Origin of the sequence: Aerococcus urinae, from assembly GCF_001543175.1 — a bacterium.
In the GTDB taxonomy this organism is placed as follows: Bacteria; Bacillota; Bacilli; order Lactobacillales; family Aerococcaceae; genus Aerococcus; species Aerococcus urinae.
On record NZ_CP014161.1, the window covers coordinates 1,369,158 to 1,388,377 of the forward strand.

The 19,220-nt window shown below is 43.6% G+C and carries 18 protein-coding genes; 2 read left to right on the plus strand and 16 right to left on the minus strand.

Going from position 1 to position 19,220, the window contains the following annotated elements; all coding sequences use genetic code 11:
- Positions 1-2: 2 nt before the first annotated feature.
- The 8 genes from AWM73_RS06225 to leuS all read right to left on the minus strand — a co-directional run bounded on the left by AWM73_RS06225 (position 3) and on the right by leuS (position 9,332).
- The gene (locus tag AWM73_RS06225; protein WP_060778567.1) at positions 3-1,715 is read right to left on the minus strand and encodes a putative polysaccharide biosynthesis protein; all 1,713 of its coding nucleotides are present in this window, start codon (positions 1,713-1,715) and stop codon (positions 3-5) included.
- Positions 1,716-1,844: 129 nt separating this feature from the next.
- On the minus strand, positions 1,845-2,831 hold the full coding sequence (locus AWM73_RS06230; RefSeq protein WP_060778568.1) for a uroporphyrinogen decarboxylase family protein: 987 nt from the start codon (positions 2,829-2,831) through the stop codon (positions 1,845-1,847).
- A 1-nt stretch (position 2,832) separates the two neighbouring features.
- Positions 2,833-3,534 carry an amino acid ABC transporter permease gene (locus AWM73_RS06235; protein ID WP_060778569.1) on the minus strand — a complete coding sequence of 234 codons (702 nt, stop codon included), beginning with the start codon at positions 3,532-3,534 and terminating at the stop codon, positions 2,833-2,835.
- 3 nt (positions 3,535-3,537) lie between these two features.
- Positions 3,538-4,227 carry an amino acid ABC transporter permease gene (locus AWM73_RS06240; RefSeq protein WP_060778570.1) on the minus strand — a complete coding sequence of 230 codons (690 nt, stop codon included), beginning with the start codon at positions 4,225-4,227 and terminating at the stop codon, positions 3,538-3,540.
- 67 nt (positions 4,228-4,294) lie between these two features.
- Positions 4,295-5,116 (minus strand): transporter substrate-binding domain-containing protein, encoded by an 822-nt coding sequence (locus AWM73_RS06245; RefSeq protein ID WP_060778571.1) that lies wholly within the window; start codon positions 5,114-5,116, stop codon positions 4,295-4,297.
- Positions 5,116-5,880, minus strand: coding sequence for an amino acid ABC transporter ATP-binding protein (locus AWM73_RS06250; RefSeq protein ID WP_060778572.1), 765 nt, complete (start codon positions 5,878-5,880; stop codon positions 5,116-5,118). Before AWM73_RS06250 ends, AWM73_RS06245 begins: the two co-directional genes overlap by 1 nt.
- A 161-nt stretch (positions 5,881-6,041) precedes the next feature.
- Entirely contained in the window at positions 6,042-6,905 is an 864-nt protein-coding gene (locus AWM73_RS06255) for a pyridoxamine kinase (protein ID WP_060778573.1), read from the minus strand.
- A gap of 12 nt (positions 6,906-6,917) precedes the next feature.
- Complete coding sequence (gene leuS, locus AWM73_RS06260; RefSeq protein ID WP_060778574.1) at positions 6,918-9,332, minus strand: leucine--tRNA ligase; 2,415 nt, start codon at positions 9,330-9,332, stop codon at positions 6,918-6,920.
- A 391-nt stretch (positions 9,333-9,723) separates the two neighbouring features.
- On the opposite strand from leuS, the gene AWM73_RS06265 reads away from it, so the two are divergent.
- Entirely contained in the window at positions 9,724-10,410 is a 687-nt protein-coding gene (locus AWM73_RS06265) for a histidine phosphatase family protein (protein ID WP_060778575.1), read from the plus strand.
- A 74-nt stretch (positions 10,411-10,484) separates the two neighbouring features.
- Here the strand turns inward: AWM73_RS06265 and AWM73_RS06270 are convergent, their stop codons facing one another.
- The 6 genes from AWM73_RS06270 to ytpR form a co-directional block, all read right to left on the minus strand.
- Positions 10,485-11,786 (minus strand): bifunctional folylpolyglutamate synthase/dihydrofolate synthase, encoded by a 1,302-nt coding sequence (locus AWM73_RS06270; protein ID WP_060778576.1) that lies wholly within the window; start codon positions 11,784-11,786, stop codon positions 10,485-10,487.
- A 407-nt stretch (positions 11,787-12,193) separates the two neighbouring features.
- A complete protein-coding gene (locus AWM73_RS06275) occupies positions 12,194-13,195 on the minus strand; it encodes a nucleoid-associated protein (RefSeq protein ID WP_060778577.1) in 1,002 nt (333 codons plus the stop codon).
- 60 nt (positions 13,196-13,255) lie between these two features.
- On the minus strand, positions 13,256-14,143 hold the full coding sequence (locus tag AWM73_RS06280; RefSeq protein WP_082702908.1) for a UTP--glucose-1-phosphate uridylyltransferase: 888 nt from the start codon (positions 14,141-14,143) through the stop codon (positions 13,256-13,258).
- Positions 14,133-15,491 carry a UDP-N-acetylmuramate--L-alanine ligase gene (gene murC / locus AWM73_RS06285; RefSeq protein ID WP_060778579.1) on the minus strand — a complete coding sequence of 453 codons (1,359 nt, stop codon included), beginning with the start codon at positions 15,489-15,491 and terminating at the stop codon, positions 14,133-14,135. Before murC ends, AWM73_RS06280 begins: the two co-directional genes overlap by 11 nt.
- A gap of 3 nt (positions 15,492-15,494) precedes the next feature.
- Complete coding sequence (locus tag AWM73_RS06290) at positions 15,495-16,211, minus strand: hypothetical protein (protein ID WP_060778580.1); 717 nt, start codon at positions 16,209-16,211, stop codon at positions 15,495-15,497.
- A 54-nt stretch (positions 16,212-16,265) separates the two neighbouring features.
- On the minus strand, positions 16,266-16,892 hold the full coding sequence (gene ytpR / locus AWM73_RS06295; protein ID WP_060778581.1) for a YtpR family tRNA-binding protein: 627 nt from the start codon (positions 16,890-16,892) through the stop codon (positions 16,266-16,268).
- Between the two features lie 226 nt (positions 16,893-17,118).
- Between ytpR and AWM73_RS06300 the strand changes: the two genes are divergently transcribed.
- On the plus strand, positions 17,119-17,505 hold the full coding sequence (locus AWM73_RS06300) for a hypothetical protein (RefSeq protein ID WP_082702876.1): 387 nt from the start codon (positions 17,119-17,121) through the stop codon (positions 17,503-17,505).
- Positions 17,506-17,598: 93 nt separating this feature from the next.
- On the opposite strand, the gene trmB is transcribed toward AWM73_RS06300, so the two are convergent.
- Together trmB and AWM73_RS06310 are read right to left on the minus strand one after the other, a co-directional pair.
- A complete protein-coding gene (trmB, locus tag AWM73_RS06305) occupies positions 17,599-18,240 on the minus strand; it encodes a tRNA (guanosine(46)-N7)-methyltransferase TrmB (RefSeq protein ID WP_060778582.1) in 642 nt (213 codons plus the stop codon).
- Between the two features lie 105 nt (positions 18,241-18,345).
- On the minus strand, positions 18,346-19,179 hold the full coding sequence (locus AWM73_RS06310) for a phosphotransferase family protein (protein ID WP_060778583.1): 834 nt from the start codon (positions 19,177-19,179) through the stop codon (positions 18,346-18,348).
- Between the last annotated feature and the right edge of the window lie 41 nt (positions 19,180-19,220).

A 19,220-nucleotide genomic window follows, 5' to 3' on the forward strand; every position in this document is an offset into this window, starting at 1 on the left:
TCCTATAAATGTAGAAACTGACGTAATTTTTGCGTTTTATCTTGTCCAAGAATAATTTCTAGCTGTTGCGACTTGATGAGGCCAATTAAATAGGCCCAAATCCCTAGTAGAGCGACAATGATAATCATCAGGAAAGCCCCTAACTTATTGGGTTCCGGAATAATCCAATGGAGGATTTGATAAGTCACTTCACTTATTAATCCCATAATCAAGATCACTTTTAAGGCCGGCCAGATCCGTCCAGCTAAGTCAGAAAAGCTAAACTGGATCCGCTTATGAATACATACTAGGTAAAAGGCACACATAAAGATAAAGGCCAGTATTGAAGCATACATGGCCCCTTGGCTGCCACAAACCGCCAGGAGCGGAAACTGGACCAACAATTTAATTCCTAGGCCTAAAACAATCCCAAAGATGGCTTTTTTCTGTTGGTCCATAGACTGTAAGGTCATCACTAAAACATAGAAAAGCCCCATAGGAATAGCCATCACACAAGAAATTTGTAAGTAAAATTCACCCAAGGGGTCATTTATTCCGTAAAGCAATTGATAGACTGGGGCAGCGAGAACAGCTAGGCCAATGGCTGCTGGCACCATCACTAAGGTGAAGAGATGGATACTGTGTAAGACCACGTCACAGGTGTGGTCAAAAACGGGTTTCAGGTAGTTATCATAAGCCGACCGAGTCTGGAACTTAGCCACTTCTCGAGTATAAGCATCAGTCACCACCGGAACAGTAGTTGAGGAAATTGCCGTGGCAAAAGAAATAATAATTTGAATCACACGGCGGGCATTAGCATTAAATACCCCATATTCATAAATTAACTGTCCTTTCCCTAAGTCACTCACCCTTTGCATGATTGGCATGAAGGTATTCATATCAATGAGGTTGACCATTTCGATGATCGAGCCCGTAATCACAAAGGGAATCGCTATGCGGACTATCTCAAATAAGAGCGTCCGGGTGGATACATAATCACTGTCCACATGGCCAGCGGGAAGCGCATATTTGCCTCGGTTTTTGAAGTAATAAAAGGCTAAAGTCATAATCGCCATGACTGCGCCAATAAAGGCAGCAAAGGTGGAGTGACTGACCGCCTTAGCGACACTGCCATCCATGACCACACGAATCAGATAAACCGTCGCCAACATATAAATGACGCGGGCAAACTGCTCAGTAACCTGGGAAATCGCACTGGGCTTCATTTCTAAGTAGGCCTGAAAATAACCCCGCAAAATCGATAGCAAGGGAATCAAGGTCAAGGCAGGCACTAAGGAGCGGATGACTAAGATAACATCTTCTACGTTTCGCGCCGGCTTTCCCTGGGCTAGAAAGGGAGCCAGGAAATAAAGCGCCAGGGCACTTACAATCCCGGTTGCTAACATCATGATAGTCCCACTTTTAAAGAGTCGCTTGCTGGTTTGGTATTGGCCCCTAGCCATATAGTTGGTCATTTGCTTAGAGATCGCGGCTGGCACCCCGGCGATAGCTACGGCTAAGAATATTGAGTAATAATTATAACCAATCCCATAGAGGGCATTGGCTTCGGTACCAACTTGTGGGTCTCCAATCCAATGCATCCAGGGAATTATATATAAGACGCCAAGAATTCTAGAGACCACACTTGCAATTGACATCCAAGCCGAACCTTCATTGAGTTTCTCCTTGGATTGCTGGTCCTGAAGAATAGACTGGCTCCTCTCATTATCATTCATAGTTCTACCCCAAATCTAACGTAAAATTTTTGTTCATATTAATCCATTCTAATCAATAATTTTACCCAATTCAATTGAGGCCTGGATTCATTAAGTAAACTTAAAGACTTTGAAAGTTAAGAAGCTCTCCTAGCTTCTGATTAAATCTCTAAGCCGTGCTAAAGTCTCTTTGGAAAAAGGCTGTCTGATTACACAGCCTGGCGTTAAGAGTATACGGTTGTCTGCTTGATTAATGGCCTTGGCTTGTGCTACCTGGTCTTCCAGTGTTGACCAATCCGCTTGGGTAATAGCTTCCCGTCGTAAACCACCCATAATGAATTTAGCGGTCTCTTGGATGCCTTCCCTTAGTTCGGGTTTAGACTCACCGATATGCCAATTAATAATTGGAAGCGGGTAATCCTTAATGAGGTCAAACATAATATTAGTTCCGTGAATATGCATGGTGTTTAACCAGGCAGCATCCGCTGCTTCAATAATTTTCAAGTCAAAGGGAACCCCATATTTTTGGTAGGCTTGAGGGCTTAGCTTATCATGGGAAGCCATTTGACTGGCCAGATAAACCCCGTCTGCCCCCTTAGAGAGCGCCAATTGAACAAATTCAATAGTCGGCCGTGTCAAGCGTTCTAAGGCTTGTAAGAGGTAGCCTTCCCCATCTGCTTCAATGTATTGGTCAACCTGACCCTGACATAGCTTATTAGCCGTAGTTAAGGGGCTATGGACAGTGACTACAACAGGAATATCTCCCTTGGTCAGCTCCACTAAGCGCTCCAAGTGTTCCAACTCTCTTTGAAAAGCCGGCGCCTGGTCAACACCTAAATCAGGAACCTCACGCCAATCCTGATAGGAATGGATAGGGGTGGTTTTGACCTGGGCTACCCCGCCCTTGGCAATGTCAGAAAAATCGAGGTCGACCCCATAGTCTTCCACTGTGTACATGCCATTGCTCATAGTTTTAATAAAATCTAAGTCATATTGGCGGGCAAAGTCATAACTTACTCGACTGATCGCCTGAGGATTTCGGTCAATTTCAGGATAATGGGTCCAAGCCGAAAAAGGCGTATAGCCCTTGGCCTGCTTAGCCATAAAGGCTTTTAAGAGTTTTTTCTTGTTTGTCATACTAGACTCCTTTCTCAAATGAAAGCTTCTGACTCAAGTGGTCAAATACGACCTGCAAGAGGCCACAAATTAACCAATAAACGAGGGCTGCTGCCAGGTAAGATTCTAGATAATGGTAGGACAAGGCGGCTGCAAAGCGGGCTTGAGTAAGAATGTCAACCACACCCACAGTGAAGGCCAGGGACTGAATTTTTATGGCCTTCAAATAAGCGTTTAAAAAGAGTGGAATGGCAACTGTTAAGGCTTGGGGAAAGACTATCCTTTGCAGGCTTTGCTTTTTTGTCATTCCGATAGATAAGGCCGCCTCCACTTGGTCCTTACTGACCGCATTGAGGGCGCCACGGATATTTTCCGATTCAATGGCCGCTTCTAATAAGGTAAAGGCAACAATAATGAGCAGGATATTGGGGAAATCGCTAGGTTCCATACCAAAGCCCAGCAGGTTCATAAAACTAGTCGCCAGGTCCGGTAAGCTATAGCGGATAATAAATAAATGAACAATTAGGGGGACGCCCCGCATATAGGAAATAAAAATTTCTAATAAGTGGTCAACAATCGGAATTCGCCGACGCCGAACTAAGGCAATTAAAGACCCTAAGCCAATCCCTAAGATTAAGACAATCAGGGCTAATAAGAGGACCCGGGGAACTGCCTGTAAGACAACTAAAATAGTATCCCATAAAATATTAAGATCAAAGCGCATAGCCTAGTCCTCCTTTCTCCAAATCATAGCGTAACGGTTTTCCACTAACTTACTGATTAAGATCAATAGTGATGACATGGCCCAATAAATGAGGGCAATAGCAAAGTAGACTTCCACCTGGTAAAGACCGTAGTTATTGGCAATAATAATTTCTGCCTGTCCCATCAGGTCAACTAAACCGATAAGGAAAAGTAAGGAAGTATCCTTTAACAAATCGATCACAGCTGTCGTTAGCGACGGCAAGGCGATGGGGATAATTTGTGGGAAAATAATCCGCCAATTCCTTTGACTGGCAGTCATCCCCAAACTCAGGGCCGCCTCTTTTTGGTCTTGGCCGACAGCCAGATAGGCGGGGCGGATAATTTCAGCCATAAAGGCCCCATTATAAGCCACCAAGGCTATAATAGCTGCCGTCACCTGGCTATTGGTCCCTAGTGAGATATGAAAGGGACGCAAAACAAATGGTATCCCATAATAGGCCACGAAAAGGTGGATAATCCCTGGGGTCGATCGCATAAAGGATGTGTATATCCTTAAGAGCGGATCGACTATCGGAATCTTTTTCACCTGTAAACTGGCCACAATAACAGCCAGTAATAGGGAACCAACTAAGGCAACTACAAAGACAAACAAGGTTAGCGGCAAGGTCTTTAGGAGGGCGGGGAGTATATTAATAATAAATCCAAAATCCATAAAGCAACTCCTTTATTACAAAGAAAAGCGACTAATGGTTATTAACTGATTAGTCGCCTGACAACTATTATTTTTCTTCACTGATTTCATAGTCGAAAATATTCTTTCCATACCATTTCTCTGATAGTTCTTGTAATTTACCTTCATCCGCTAGTTGTTGGATCGCCTTATCCAGAGCTTCTTTTAAATCTTCCCGGTCAGGGGCAATCATAAAGTAAGTGGCTTTGACTTGAACCGGTTGGTCAGCTGTATTCACATTTAAGCCTAACTCTTCGATAATTTGATCAGCGCCCAGGTTGGACGGCATCACAACAGCATCGGAATCGCCCTTGTCAACTGCTTGGAAACGTTCCGCAAAAGAGCCAGATTCACCCAATTGAATATCAATTTGATTGTCAGGGTGAGCTTCATTATAAGCAGTTAATAAGTTAAAGATTCCCCCATTCGGTGTTACCGGGTGGACCTTCTTATCTGTTAAGTCGTCTAAACTTTGAATAGAATTATCATCAGCGCGTTTATAAATTTCAATCACACTAGCTCCAGTATGTTTTTCTGGAAAGAGATACATGGCTTCACGTTCAGGATTCTTATAGAGTCCTCCACCGATAAAATCATATTGTCCCGTTTCCAAACCGACTTGGGCAGCTTCAGAGTCAACACTTTCAATATTAATGTCATATTCAGGCATGGCTTCATCTAAGGCTTGGATCAGTTCCACTTCATATCCGGTTAAATTCCCCTTTTCATCGGTAAAAGATAAGGGCTTTGAAGCGTTCTCAACCGCAACAGTCACGGTTTGGGCTCCGGATTCGGATCCACCTTGGCTATTCCCGCAGGCTGCTAAAAAGAGTCCCGCTAGTACAATGATTAAAGTCTTTAATGTTTTCATTAGTCATTCTCCTCACTTTCGGTTAAAAAGGGATGTTGGATCTTATTAACAAAATCTCGCGTCCGGGTTTCCTTAGCTGCTGAAAAAATCTGTTGGGGACTTCCCGATTCAACGATTTCACCATTTTCCATAAAAACAACCTGGGAAGAAACGTATTTAGCAAAATCCATTTCATGGGTAGTAATCAACATCGTCACCCCGGTCCGGGCAATCTCTTGTAGAATCTTCAGCAATTCTGCTGACCGTTCCGGATCCAATGACGAGGTTGGTTCATCTAAAAGTAAAATTTCGGGTTTTAGAGCCACTGCCCGGGCAATTCCTACGCGCTGGGCCTGTCCTCCTGATAACTGGCTAGGATACTTATCTAAATGGTCCAGCATGCCCACCTGGTCTAATTCTGCCTTGGCAATTCTTTCAGCCATTTCAGCACTCTTGCCTTGGACGGTAATTAAACCTTCTGTCACATTCTCTAAAACGGTTTTATTTTTAAAGAGGCTATAATTTTGAAAAACCATAGCCGTCCGTCGGCGGATTTCAGTAATCTCTTGCTTAGTGGCTTGGTCAACTGCCACAGTCAGGTCATTGAGCTGGATACTTCCATGGTCAGCGGGATCAAGGAAATTAATAGTTCTTAAAAGAGTCGTTTTACCGGTACCACTAGGGCCGATAATAGCAACGACCTCTCCGTCATTGACGGTTAAGTCAATCCCCTTTAAAACTTCCTTATCAGCGAAAGTTTTATGAATATTCTCTAGACGCAGCAAAATCTTCCCTCCATTTACTTATTTTTTGTTAGTAATAATTTTAACACACTTTTCTCCCATAAAAAGCATATTGCTCAGTGAGCTGAAAGTTTTTTTATCTGCCTAGGAAAAAAGCGATTAACTCCTGCCTTTAAAGGCTAGAGTTAATCGCTTACTTGATTTTATTTAGTTTTTAAATCCTGAACAAAACGGTTAAGGTCGGGACAGGCTTTTTCGAAGTCTAGGCCATCTTGGTGAATATTGGGATTATCGATAGAGGCTTGGAGAATTTTGGGCAGAGTTTCCACAGCTAAGGCGGTACTTGCTTTTAGAGTGGCCCCATTTTCACGGGCACCAACGAATATTGAAGCAAAGATATCACCGGTTCCATGGAAAAGTCCGCCGACAAAATCAGCCTGAATCAAGCCCTCAGTCTCATTGTCAGCGTCATAGTAGTAGGCCCCGGTCTGCTGTTCCCCATCATAACCTACCCCTGTAAGGACTAGTGAAGTCGGCTGGTCACTGTTCTGGTTGATTAAAGCGGCTAAGTCTTTAGCGCTTTGATAACCCGCCAGGCCCTCTTGATAGGGTAAGTCATAGATAAAGGCTGCCTCGGTTTGATTGGGCATGATCACATCAGCAATATCACATAGTTTGCGCATGGCCTTGGCATAGGCTTCATCAAAGCCGGGATAAAACTTGCCCTGGTCAGCCATGACTGGATCCAGGTAAATTTTCCCACCAGCCTTGACTAACTGGGGTAATTTCTCAATTAAGAAGTCAATTTGGTCAATACTCCCTAAATAACCGACATAAACCGCATCAAATGTTAAACCAAATGATTGCCAGTGATTGACAATCTTAGCCATTTCATCACTGAGGTCTAGATAAGTATAGCCTTCAAAACCAGGCCCCGTGTGGGTTGACAAGAGCGAAGTAGGTAGTAAAGTCCCCGCTAATTCCATCATGGCTAAGATAGGCAAGGCAACTGTTGAAGAACACTTCCCGTAGCAGGAAATATCATGGACGATTAAAATATTCTTCATGCAATTTCCTTCCTATTTGACCACAATATTAACTAATTTATCAGGAACAGCAATCACCTTCACCACGTCCTTACCAGCAATGGCTGCTTGGACCTTGTCAGAGTCTTTGGCCGCTTGACTCAATTCCTCTTGGCTAAGGCCACTAGCCACTTGGAGACGTTCCTTGATCTTACCGTTCACTTGAACAACAATTTCGATACTTTCTTCGACCAATTGGCTTTCGTCGTAACTTGGCCATGGCACATATGAAATTCCAGCTTCACCAGTTAGACGTTGCCACAATTCTTCACCCAAGTGAGGGGCAATTGGAGCCAGTAATTGGACAAATCCCTTGGCATAATCGTAAGGAATACTTTCTGCCTTATTAGCTTCATTAACAAAGACCATCATTTGCGAAATGGCCGTATTGAAGTGTAATTTTTCCAGGTCTTCAGTGACTTTCTTGACGGTTTGATTGTAAACCTTGTCTAATTCACCCGTATCAATGGTAGTAATTCGGTCCCGTAATTGGTCGTCACTATCGATAAATAAACGCCAGACTCTTTCCAGGAAGCGACGAGCCCCCGCTAAACCATCTTCACTCCAAGCAATGGAGGCGTCCAGAGGTCCCATAAACATCTCATACAAACGTAAGGTGTCGGCACCATAACGTTCAACAATGTCATCAGGGTTGACCACGTTCCCCTTTGATTTAGACATTTTTTCATGTCCTTCACCGAGGATCATGCCTTGGTTAAAGAGTTTTTGGAAGGGTTCTTCGGTAGGCACTGCCCCTAAGTCATAGAGGAACATGTTCCAGAAACGCGCATAGAGGAGGTGAAGCACGGCGTGTTCTGCTCCACCAATATAAAGGTCAACATTCATCCAATAGTCGGCTGCTTCTTGACTAATAAGAGCTTCCTTATTCTTAGGATCACAGAAGCGAATATAATACCAGCTGGACCCGGCCCATTGTGGCATGGTGTTGGTTTCGCGCTTGCCGTGGAGGCCAGTTTCTTCATCATAAACGTTAAGCCAGTCTTCAAAGTTGGCGAGTGGGGATTCACCAGTACCTGATGGTTTAATATCTTTGCCTTCTGGTAACAAGACCGGTAAGTCTGCTTCAGGAACTGCTGTGGTGGTCCCATCTTCCCAATGGATAACAGGAATCGGTTCACCCCAGTAGCGTTGACGTGAGAAGACCCAGTCACGGAGGCGGTAAGAGGTCTTAGCTTGGCCAGCGCCCTTGTCTTCTAAGATTTCAATGGCTTTTTGAATGGCTTCATCCTTGCCTAAACCATCCAATTCTTCTGAATGAATGTGGACCCCATCGCCAGTGTAAGCTTCTTTTTCCAGGTCGCCACCTTCGATGACAGCTTTTATTGGAAGGTCAAATTGCTTAGCAAATTCGTAGTCCCTTTGGTCATGGGCAGGAACAGCCATCACCGCACCACTCCCATAAGAAACCAAGACATAGTCAGCCACCCAAATAGGGAGCTTGTCCCCGTTGAGTGGGTTAACCGCATAGGCCCCAGTAAATACCCCAGTCTTCTCCTTAGCGAGATCAGTACGTTCTAAGTCAGACTTATGGCTGGCTGCTTCAACATAGTCAGCCACCGCTTGTTTTTGGTCTTCGCTCACAATTTGCTTGATTAATGGATGTTCTGGGGCTAAAGCACAGTAAGTGGCCCCGTAGAGGGTATCCGGACGCGTGGTGAAGACTTCAAATTCCTTGTCAGAATCCGCCACTTTAAAGGTAACGTCGGCCCCTTCAGAGCGACCAATCCAGTTTCTTTGCATTTCCTTGATGCTCTCTGGCCAATCCAAGTCATCTAAACCATCTAAAAGCCGATCGGCATAGGCGGTAATCTTCAATACCCATTGCTTCATCGGACGACGTACTACTGGATGGTTACCCCGTTCAGACAAGCCGTCAATCACTTCTTCATTAGCCAGAACCGTCCCCAAGGCTTCACACCAGTTAACCATGATTTCATCTTCATAGGCTAGCCCCTTTTCAAAGAGTTTGGTGAAGATCCATTGGGTCCACTTGTAATATTCAGGGTCAGTGGTGTCAATTTCACGGTCCCAGTCATAGGAAAAACCTAGGGATTCAATTTGTTTCTTGAAGACCCCAATATTAGCTTGGGTAAATTCGGCAGGGTCATTACCGGTATCGAGGGCATATTGTTCAGCTGGTAAGCCAAAAGCGTCCCACCCCATAGGATGGAGGACATTATAACCTTGGGCCCGCTTCATTCTTGAAACAATATCGGTTGCCGTATAACCTTCTGGGTGCCCGACATGGAGCCCTTGACCAGAAGGATAAGGGAACATATCCAATGCATAAAACTTAGGCAAGGACTTGTCCTCTAAGGTTTTAAAGCTTTTATTATCTTTCCAGTATTTTTGCCATTTTTTCTCGATTGTCTTGTGGTTATAAGCCATTATGTAATCCCCTTCCGTTTCAACATGAAATATTTACCTAAAAAAAAAGCCCCTTACACAAGTTATCTTGCATAAATAGGACGAATGATCGTGGTACCACCTACGTTGGCTCTCTTCTTACCCATAACGCAGGTGAGACGGCAAACAAGTTGCGTGTGAATCATCAGACGAGTTCACTGTTAGGAATAAGATGTTTTCACCAAGCACATCCTCGCTAAGTATTCCGCCCAAGTTACTACTTCTGAGTCGTCTTCATACTTATGTCATTGTATCACGCTTTATGTTGATGAGCAACTTTATTTATCTTTGGGAATTTCTTTCAGGCAATGGCTCACCTTTAGTAAAAATATATGCTAAAATAAATAAAAGATAAAAAAGAGGAGGTGATCTGATGCAAGCCATACATTATTACTTTATCCGCCATGGAGAGACCGAAGCCAACCAGAACAAGCTGGCCGGTCAAGAAAAAGTACAAGGCTGGACCGATACCCCCCTAACCCGGGTAGGTCGAGCACAAATGGCCGATTTAGCTGACCACTTTAAAAATATTCCTTTGGATTTAGCCTACTCCAGTGATATGCCAAGGAGTCAAACGAGTGCGCAAATCCTCTTATCGAGTCAGCCTCAAGGCCTGATAGCCACTCCCTTAAAAGAATTTCGTGAGATTTATTACGGCGGTATGGAAGGGCAGCCCATCGAAGTAGCCTGGCCCGAAAGCTTGCAGGAAATGGTCCACCACATGCGAGAAGAAGGCATCCCTCAATCACAATTTGTGCCTAATGTTATTGATGGCATTAGCCACCGTGATCCTAAAGGCTTAGCTGAAGATTTTATGACCTTTTGGAATCGCCTAGAAAGTGGGATGATGCAGGTTCATGATGAGGCTTTAGAATACCGCCTAGACCATATGAAACCCGAAATCAATGTCGCCATCATCTCCCACCATACCCCGATCTCTGCCTTTCTCCACGAGGTCTTGGCTGATTTTGACTTAGCCGATGTCTTAGACTACGGTCACTATGCCCATGTTTCCTATCATGATGGTTTCTATGAATTAATCGAGTGGAATATGAGTTAAAAAAGTAAAAGATCTTGCATAAAAATAAAAACCGGATGAATCAGTGTAAAGGATCACTGATCCATTCGGCTTTTTTATTGGTTGGCTTCAAAGGATTCAAAGACCAGCTCTCTTAATTCTCCAACCAGATAGAGACTGCCAAAAACACAGATGAGACAGTCCCCCTCTTGCTGGTCAGCCCATCGTCTAGCATAGGCCATAGCGTCTTCATTATTCTGAGCGGTATAGGTGTTGACCTTTTGCAGGCCTGTAACCATATGGGTGGCCTTAGTGAGTTCACTGGCTGTCATGGCCCGGTCTGAATCAGGGGTAATGGTGACAATTTCATCAAATAAGTGAACGACCTCTCCTAACATCCGGTAAACATCCTTATCCTTTAGCATGCCGGTAATGCCTAGGCGGGGAATATTAGGGAAATAATCCTCAACGGCATGGCGCATGGCCCGGACCCCATCTAAATTATGACTGCCATCAATAATAATTTCTGGATCTTGGTGGACCCATTCAAAGCGTCCTGGCCAAGAAACTGTCTGTAAGCCTTCTTTTATCTGCTTGAGCTCTACATTAAAACCAGCTCGTTTGATTTCAGCTAAAGCTTCAATCGCTAAGCAAGCATTAAGCACTTGGTGTTTACCTAATAAATTAAGCTGGTAGTCTTCTCCCTTATAGTTAAAGCCCTGTTGGCGGTTTTCCAAGTAGATATTTTCAATACTTGCTGTATCGATGGTCTTTAAGGGCGCTCCTTGACGTTCAGCGCTGGCACTTAGTACTTCAATCGCCTCTTTAGGATAGGGATAAACCACCACCGGAGTGTAGTACTTAATAATTCCCGCCTTTTCCTTGGCAATTTCAGAAATGGTATGGCCCAGGATATTTTCATGGTCTAAGGCAATCTTAGTAATCACACTGACTAAGGGACTCTTTACCAGGTTGGTGGCATCCAGACGACCACCTAAGCCCACTTCTAGAACAATAATATCGCAGTCTTCATGGAAAAAGATCAACCAAGCCATGGCGGTAAATAACTCAAACTCGCTGCATTGAATCTTAGTGCCGGCAAGTTTTTCCTTCATGTAGTCTTTCATGGCTCGCAGCTTTTCATCAGCGATATTCTCCCCGTTAATCCGAATACGCTCATTAAAACTCACTAAGGATGGTGAGGTATACAAGCCCACCTTATAACCAGCTAATTGGAGGGTTCTAGCTATCATTGAGGCGGTTGAGCCCTTGCCATTGGTGCCAGCGATATGGACAGTAGGCAATTTGTCTTGGGGATTATCAAAGACTGCCATGAGGTCGCGAATATGGTCTAATCCCAGGGTCCACTTGCCCCGCTCTAAGACCGGTAAATCTTTTTCAAATTCTTCATAATCCATCTAATTTGGGTCATCCTTTCACATATCCAGGTCAATGGTTAAACTGCCCACTCTATTTGAGTCATAGGAGCAGTCAAAAGTCTGCTTTCTCTTATAGTATACTAAGTTTTTTCGTGCTGGGATAGCCTTAGCTTTATTTTGTCAGCGCGCACTCTATTCCAAACGTGTTCTGGGTGCAAGGCAAGCATCCACTTCACTAAAGGCCGACGAATTCTTCTTAAGAATTCTTTCGCCCTTTAGCTCCAGTGGTTCAGGGCTCTTATGCCTTTTGTCGCACTCTATTCCAAACCTGTTCCAGTCACAGGACGAACGTCCACTTCGAAAACTTGTAACACTCAGCACAGCTGAGCTTATACCAGTTTCCTCCAGTGGTTTCGTCCTTTAGCGTGACTGTCGCACTCTCAACCTTAAAACATGTTTTTTATGGATTCGATGTTTTTGATGGTTACGCTGATGGTCCCATCGGGGTTATTGCTTAGTTCAATGACGTCGGGATCGTAGAACAAGTCGAGGGGGATGGTGATTTCAATGCCATTATCCAGTTTCAATTTTTGCCTTTGGAGTTTTGTAGGAATGCTTTCAACTTCCTGCATCATTTCATTGTCAAAAGGGAAAGTCTGGGTTTCTTCCAAATAGGATTGCTTCTTGGCCAGGTTATCTTCGTAGAGATAGTCAGCAATCCGCTCATTAGAAAAACCTTCCTCTCCACTCATTTCATGGTAGAGAATATCTTTAGCCTTGGCTAGGGATTGGTAGACCGGTTCATCATAACTGTGAGCCGTCTTTTCAACGGCTTTCTTGATAGCTTGAATACTTTCCTTGGCACTAGGCTTAGTCGGCACCTTGAGGTACAATTCGCTAAAATAATTGGCCTTTTCCCCTAAGCTTTCAATTTCATGCTTCTTTTCTACCAAGTCATACTGACCACTGGCTAAATTAACCACAATACCTTCATCAATGGCCTGTTTAGCAGAAGGCAGGATGTTTTTATGAATAATGAGATCATTTTGAACATTGTCATCATTATAGACCAGGTTATGGGTATAGGACTCATTGTGGTTGAGCTTAAAGGCCGCCAGGTAATCCTCACCTTGGTCATCAGAAAAACGGAGCCAGAGTAAGTCAGCCGCAGGAATATCAGGGTTTAATTGGATAAATTGAAACCATTGACTAGCCAATTCTTGGCTATTAGGAATAAAGTCTGCTGAGGCCGCTTGAAATTGCTGGTATTTTTCATTGTCTGCTGGAAAGATCCCCCGCTTCTTCTTATCCGTGACCCAGACCTTATCGATTAAGGCATGCATGTATTTAAATAAATGATTACTGTCAACGGCTAAGGGAAGTTCAGACATGACTCCCTGGTTAATGTTTTGATCATAGATATGTAAGATCGCTTCTTTAATAATCAAAAATCTGCTCTCCTCCATTGAAAAAGTCTCCCTCAGCTAGTTGAAGGAGACTAGGTGACTTTATTTTTCCGCTTTTAAGCGAGGGATAATTTCTTGCTTTAAATAATCATTGAGGCCTTGGCTGGTTTCTTCATGGTGTAAGGCATACTGGATGCTAGCCTCGATAAGTCCTAAAGGTTCTCCCACTTCATACCATTGACCATGGAAGTGGGTGGATAAGACTGCTTGGTCCTTAGCCAGTAAATTTAAAGCGTCGGTGAGTTCAATTTCTCCCGATTGAGGGTTAACGCCAACCGCTTCAATCGCTGAAAAAATATCAGGGGTTAAAACATAACGTCCACAAATGGCCATAGCGGGATCATAATTGGGTTGTGTGGGTTTCTCCACTAGACCGCTTATATCATAGACATCCTCCGACCGAGAACTGGCTTCATCAACAATCCCATAATGCTTAGCTTCCTGGTTGGAGACTGCTTGGGTTAAAATCGCTGTTGCTTGGTAGTGGTCGGCAATTTCCATAACCTGCTTAGAAGCGGGCTTATCAGAAACCATAATATTATCCCCCAGGGTTAAGAGAAAGGGTTCATTGCCTACAAAGGACTTGGCTTGTAGGATGGCGTCACCAAGCCCCTTAGGATAGTGTTGACGTTTGAACTGAATATTATGCAAGGTGCTGGATTGTACCATTTCCAATAAGCCTTCCTTACCCTTTTCTGCAAGGTTTTGCTCTAATTCGTAATTAGAGTCGAAATGGTCTTCGATAGAGCGCTTGTTGCGCCCAGTAACAATGAGAATTTCCTCAATTCCACTGGCCAGCACTTCTTCAACAATAAATTGGATGACCGGCTTATCCATCAAAGGAAGCATTTCTTTAGCCGTAGCTTTGGTAATGGGGAGAAAACGTGTCCCCAAACCTGCTGCCGGGATTACTGCCTTCTTAATGGTCATCATCTGACAACTCCTTATCTGTGTGCCCATTTTCTAACAAGGCGGCTTCATAGGCCTTGGCATATTTAGGAACATCACCAGCCCCCATAAAGAGAATAACCGCATCTTTATAGGCGAGTAATGAGGTCATATCCTCCAAATCAAGCGCCGCATGCGGAACCGTTAAACGATCCAGAACATCTTGGCTGGATACTTGGTGGTGATCGGTCTCCCGTGCTGAAGCAAAAATATCACAGACATAAGCCGCATCGGACTTGTCTAGCGCCTCAGCAAATTGGTCCAGTAAAGCCAGGGTCCGCGAATAGGTATGAGGTTGGAAGACACTAATCACGGCTTTATCTGGATATTGTTGGCGGGCGGCATCAATGGTCGCTTTGATTTCTGAAGGATGATGGGCATAGTCATCAACAATCACCATATCCTCAACAAAACGTTCATTAAAGCGACGTTTCACGCCCTTAAAGCTGGTCAAGGCTTCTTGGACATCCTCTGGATCAAAACCTTCTAAATAACAGAAACCAATCACTGCCAGGCTATTCAAGATGCTGTGTTGACCAAAGGTATGGATAGAAAAGTTGCCATAATGCTTACCTTGGACCCAGACATCAAAGTGAGAACCCTTGGTGTTGCGAACAATATCCTTGGCGACAATATCAAAATCATCATTGTCAATGCCGTAATACCAAACGTCAACCTCATCCTTCAATTTTTGTAAGTAAGGATCGTTTCCATAGGCAATCACTTTATTCTTAACTTGGTGGGCAAATTTTCGGTTAGCAGCAAAGACTTCTTCAATATTATGGTAAAAATCGGGATGGTCGAAGTCGATGTTGGTAAAGATGGCATAATCAGGTTCATAGGCTAAGAAATGTTCCCGGTATTCGTCAGCTTCTAAGACAAAGTATTCGCCGTCTTCCACCCCTTTACCGGTTCCGTCTCCAATCAGATAGGAGGTGGTCTTTAAACTGCCCAGGACATGGGCCATCAGACCGGTGGTTGAAGTTTTTCCGTGGGAACCGGTGATAGCAACACTGGTATATTTCTTAATGAGTTCGCCTAAGAAATAATGATAGCGAGTAACGGTCAGGCCTAATTCCTTGGCCCGGACAACTTCAGGGTGGTCATCCTTAAAGGCGTTCCCACAAATCACCGTCATGCCTTCATGGATATTGTCAGGATCAAAAGGTAAAACGGTAATGCCCGCTTCCTTCAAACCTTCCTCAGTAAAGAAATGATCAGTGACATCAGAACCCTGGACCTGGTAGCCAGCTCCTTTAAGAACGCGTGCGAGAGCACTCATGCCTGTGCCTTTGATTCCGGTAAAATGATAGGTCAATTCTTTATCCATGTCTTATTTGTCTCCGTTTCCATCTTGATGCTTTTTGAAAGGGGGTTGGTCCTTAGCTAGGCCATCATCTTGTCCTAGAAAAGAATTCCCTTTGAGGGGCCTTTCCTCAGCCATAATTGACTGTAAACCCCGGTTTAAATGCTTCTTGGGTCTTGCTTTGCTTTTGTTCGAGTTAGGCTGATTTGTAGAAGCCAACTCTTGCTTTTCACTAGTCCTTGGCGGCGCCGTTTTCTTCCTTGGACTTCGAGGAGGCAGTTCCGTTTTTGTCCCTTTGTCTTGAACAGGGGTGCTGGACTGGCTATTCAACCAGGTTGAGGGCAGCTCAGTCGGTTTAAAGGGCTTTTTACTCTGGTACATTTGAAATTCTTTAATTTCACGCCGTAAGCGGGCCTGCTTTTCTCTTTTATCCTCACGTATGGAGTTTTGTTTGTATTGGTAAGGACTATTTTGCCGCTGATCATTAATTTCTTTGCGACGCCGCATAGCCTCTGAACGATCAGGACGAACAGAGGCTCGGTTAGCTTGATAAGGTGAGCTATTAATTACCATCTGATCATCGTCAATATGGAAGCTGACCGGAGCTTCTTTGCCTATGCGCTGGTCATTATTTTCCTGGTAATTGCTATAGTCACGGCTTAGATAGTTAGGGAAATCAAGGACAGAGTGCTTAGGCTTAATCCGCTGCGTATTCTCTTTACGATAAAAAGGGACAAAGGCCATATCCTCTCATTCCTTTCTTGGTAAAATATTTCAGTGAAGCTGTCAATGACTCCTTTAATCCACTTGGTCTTTGATGGATTCAAAAGGCGTTCCTGGGGTCAATTCATCGTCAAGCACTAAAATGCCTTGACGTTCATGGTCAGGGTCTAAACCTAATTCATAGGCGGAACAAATCATCCCATTACTTTTCACCCCGCGCAATTCGCCCGGCCAGATAATCTGTCCATTGGGCATGACTGCCCCACTCAGGGCAACGACTACGGTCTGCCCTTGGTCAATATTACTTGCCCCACAAACAATTTGTTGAACGCCCGCCGGACCTACTTGGGTTTGGGTGACATGCAAGTGGTCAGAATTTTCATGGTCAACACACTCTAGTACCTTTCCTACCACAATCCGGGGTTCGTTTGAGATTTTGATGGTTTCAAAACCTTGTTCATAAAATAATTGGTTAATTTGTTCAATTTGAGCATCTTCTAAGAGAACGTGTCCTGTTCCCTTTATTTCCATATAAGTTGAAATATTATTGATATTATAACCAATGGTTTCTTTACTTTCCTTGTTATAAATACGTGTCACATCAGACAACGTTTCAGTTTCTATTAGTTCACGAGGAAGATCTGCTGACGTCAGCATCAACACATCGCCTACTCCTCGAGGATTGTAGAAACTAAGCCACATAATTAACTTCTCCTTTATATTGCTTGCCTTACTGAAATCTGTGAGCAAGTCATTAAATCTTTACAAAGTATCGTGTAAATTATAAACTGAAACCGTTAAAAAGGCAATTCATGCCTAATTCCAAAATATCCCCTCTCCCTAGCTCCCTGCAAGAAAAGCTTAAGCGTGTTATAATTAAAGCAAATATTGCGTTTTATCCAATAAACAAAGGAGATTGACATTCACTATGGTAAAAAAAGCCCTAATTAATCAGTTGAAGAATAGCGTTTTTCCTAACGATCAAAAGCAAAGCTATGCCCTGGCAGGCAGCCTCTTTGCCTGTGGCTTGGTCATTGGCGGCGTTGCTGCGGCTTTGCTTTATGACCAAGTCCAAGCCCATAAGGCTAAAGACGGCATGGAAGTTTTAGAGGCCGTCAAGGACCACTTTCAAAAAGACGGCGACATTGAGGGCTCTTGGATTGAACTCCAACCGGTCCATGTTAATCGTTTTGGCCAAGAGCAAACACTCTACTACGGTGGTATCTCCCGTCTAGAAAATAATAAGGTCGTTCAATATGAATTCTATGCCGACGCAATCACAGGCAATATTGTTGATATTTTTGCCATTGACTAATTCATCATGCTTAAGAAAAACCAAGCCGGAAGTGCTCAAAATGAAGAGACTGCCCGCTTGGTTTTTTTATCAATAGGATTTTGCTTTTATCACTCAATTCTTAAAATGAGCGATTAAACGGTAAATACGCTGCCCTTTTTGAGAGAACTTAGCCTCATACTCGGTCATGATATTATCTGTCACCCCACTATTATGGAGGTCCAAGGATACATCATCTAAGACCATTCCATAATGGGAGAGCGAGGTTAAGGAATACTCAAAGAGCCCTTGGTTATCCGTCTTGAAAATTAAGCGACCCTCTGCTTTTAAGATGTCTTGGTATTGCTTGAGAAAGTTTTCATGGGTCAAGCGGCGTTTAGCATGGCGCTTTTTGGGCCAAGGATCGGAAAAGTTTAAGTAAATTTCACTAACTTCATCATGGGCAAACATGTCGCTGACATGGTTACCATCTCCGCGAATGAAACGCAGGTTGCTTAATTCAGTTTCCATGGCTTTCTGTAGAGCCATAACTAGGACATCAGAAATCATTTCGATGCCGATAAAATTAATTTCAGGATAGGTCTTAGCCATTTCAATCAGAAATTGGCCCTTCCCGGTACCCACTTCCACATGGATAGGATGGTCATTGGCAAATATTTCATGCCAGTGGCCTTTTTGGTCGTAGGGGTCAGTAATGACCCATTCAGGGTGTTGGGCGATCAGGTCTTTTGCCCAGGGTTTGTGACGTACACGCATAGTCTTCCTCCTTAGTGTTGTTTCCTAACTTAGAAAAAGGTTGTGACCCTTGCCACAACCTTTTTTAATTGACAAATACTTTTCAAATCCGATGCTCATCATTGTCTAGTCAATAGACCAGGAAGTGATGGTTTTTTCTTGGTTACTGCTTTTAAAATAGCGGTTTTCATAGATATGTCTGAGCAATAAAATGCTTTCATTTATATGATAGATGCGTTTTTTTTGATAGTCTGCCTTAATTAAAAAGAGCAAGTTCATTAAAGAATACCATTCAATTCTTAAATAAGTCTCTTCGCTAACATGTAAGTTATACAGGTCAAACCAGTGGTCCCAATCTTCCAAGGGAATATATTGGACTAAGAGCTGGGTAATATCAAAAATGGGATCAGCAATGCAGACCTTCTCCCAGTCTACCAAGTATAAGCGATGATCTTCTGACAAAATAAAATTACGGCGGTTGAGGTCGCTATGGCAGACAGTGCGCCGAGCGTTTTGCACAAAAGACAGGGTGTCATAAAGGTAATCCTTCACACTATTAATATAGGTTAAGGAGTCCAAATCCTCACTTAGATTGTTTTCAAATTCGTGTAAGAAATCTTCTGGTTTATAGGTTTTCCCACCAATCTTCACCAACATATTATAGAGATTGTCAGAGTGGTGGTAGCGTGACATTAACTTAGTCACGATGCCTTGCTGGATTTCTTGGGCTGACAGGGTGTGTCCATAAAGCCATTCTTGGGCGGAGTAGACGTCACCGCTAGCAGTTCTTTTGGTCCAGATCAAGCGGGGGGTAATCCCCTCCATGGACAAGGCAGCTAAAAAAGGAGAAGAATTTCGCTTCAGAAATATCCGCTCTTGATTATGTGTTCCCATAAAAGCTTGGCCAGTATCGCCACCTATAGGGTGCAAGGTCCATTCTTTATCGAATTGGAACTCCATAACTTCTCCTCCCTTTCTCCCGATTATATTTAAACAGTATC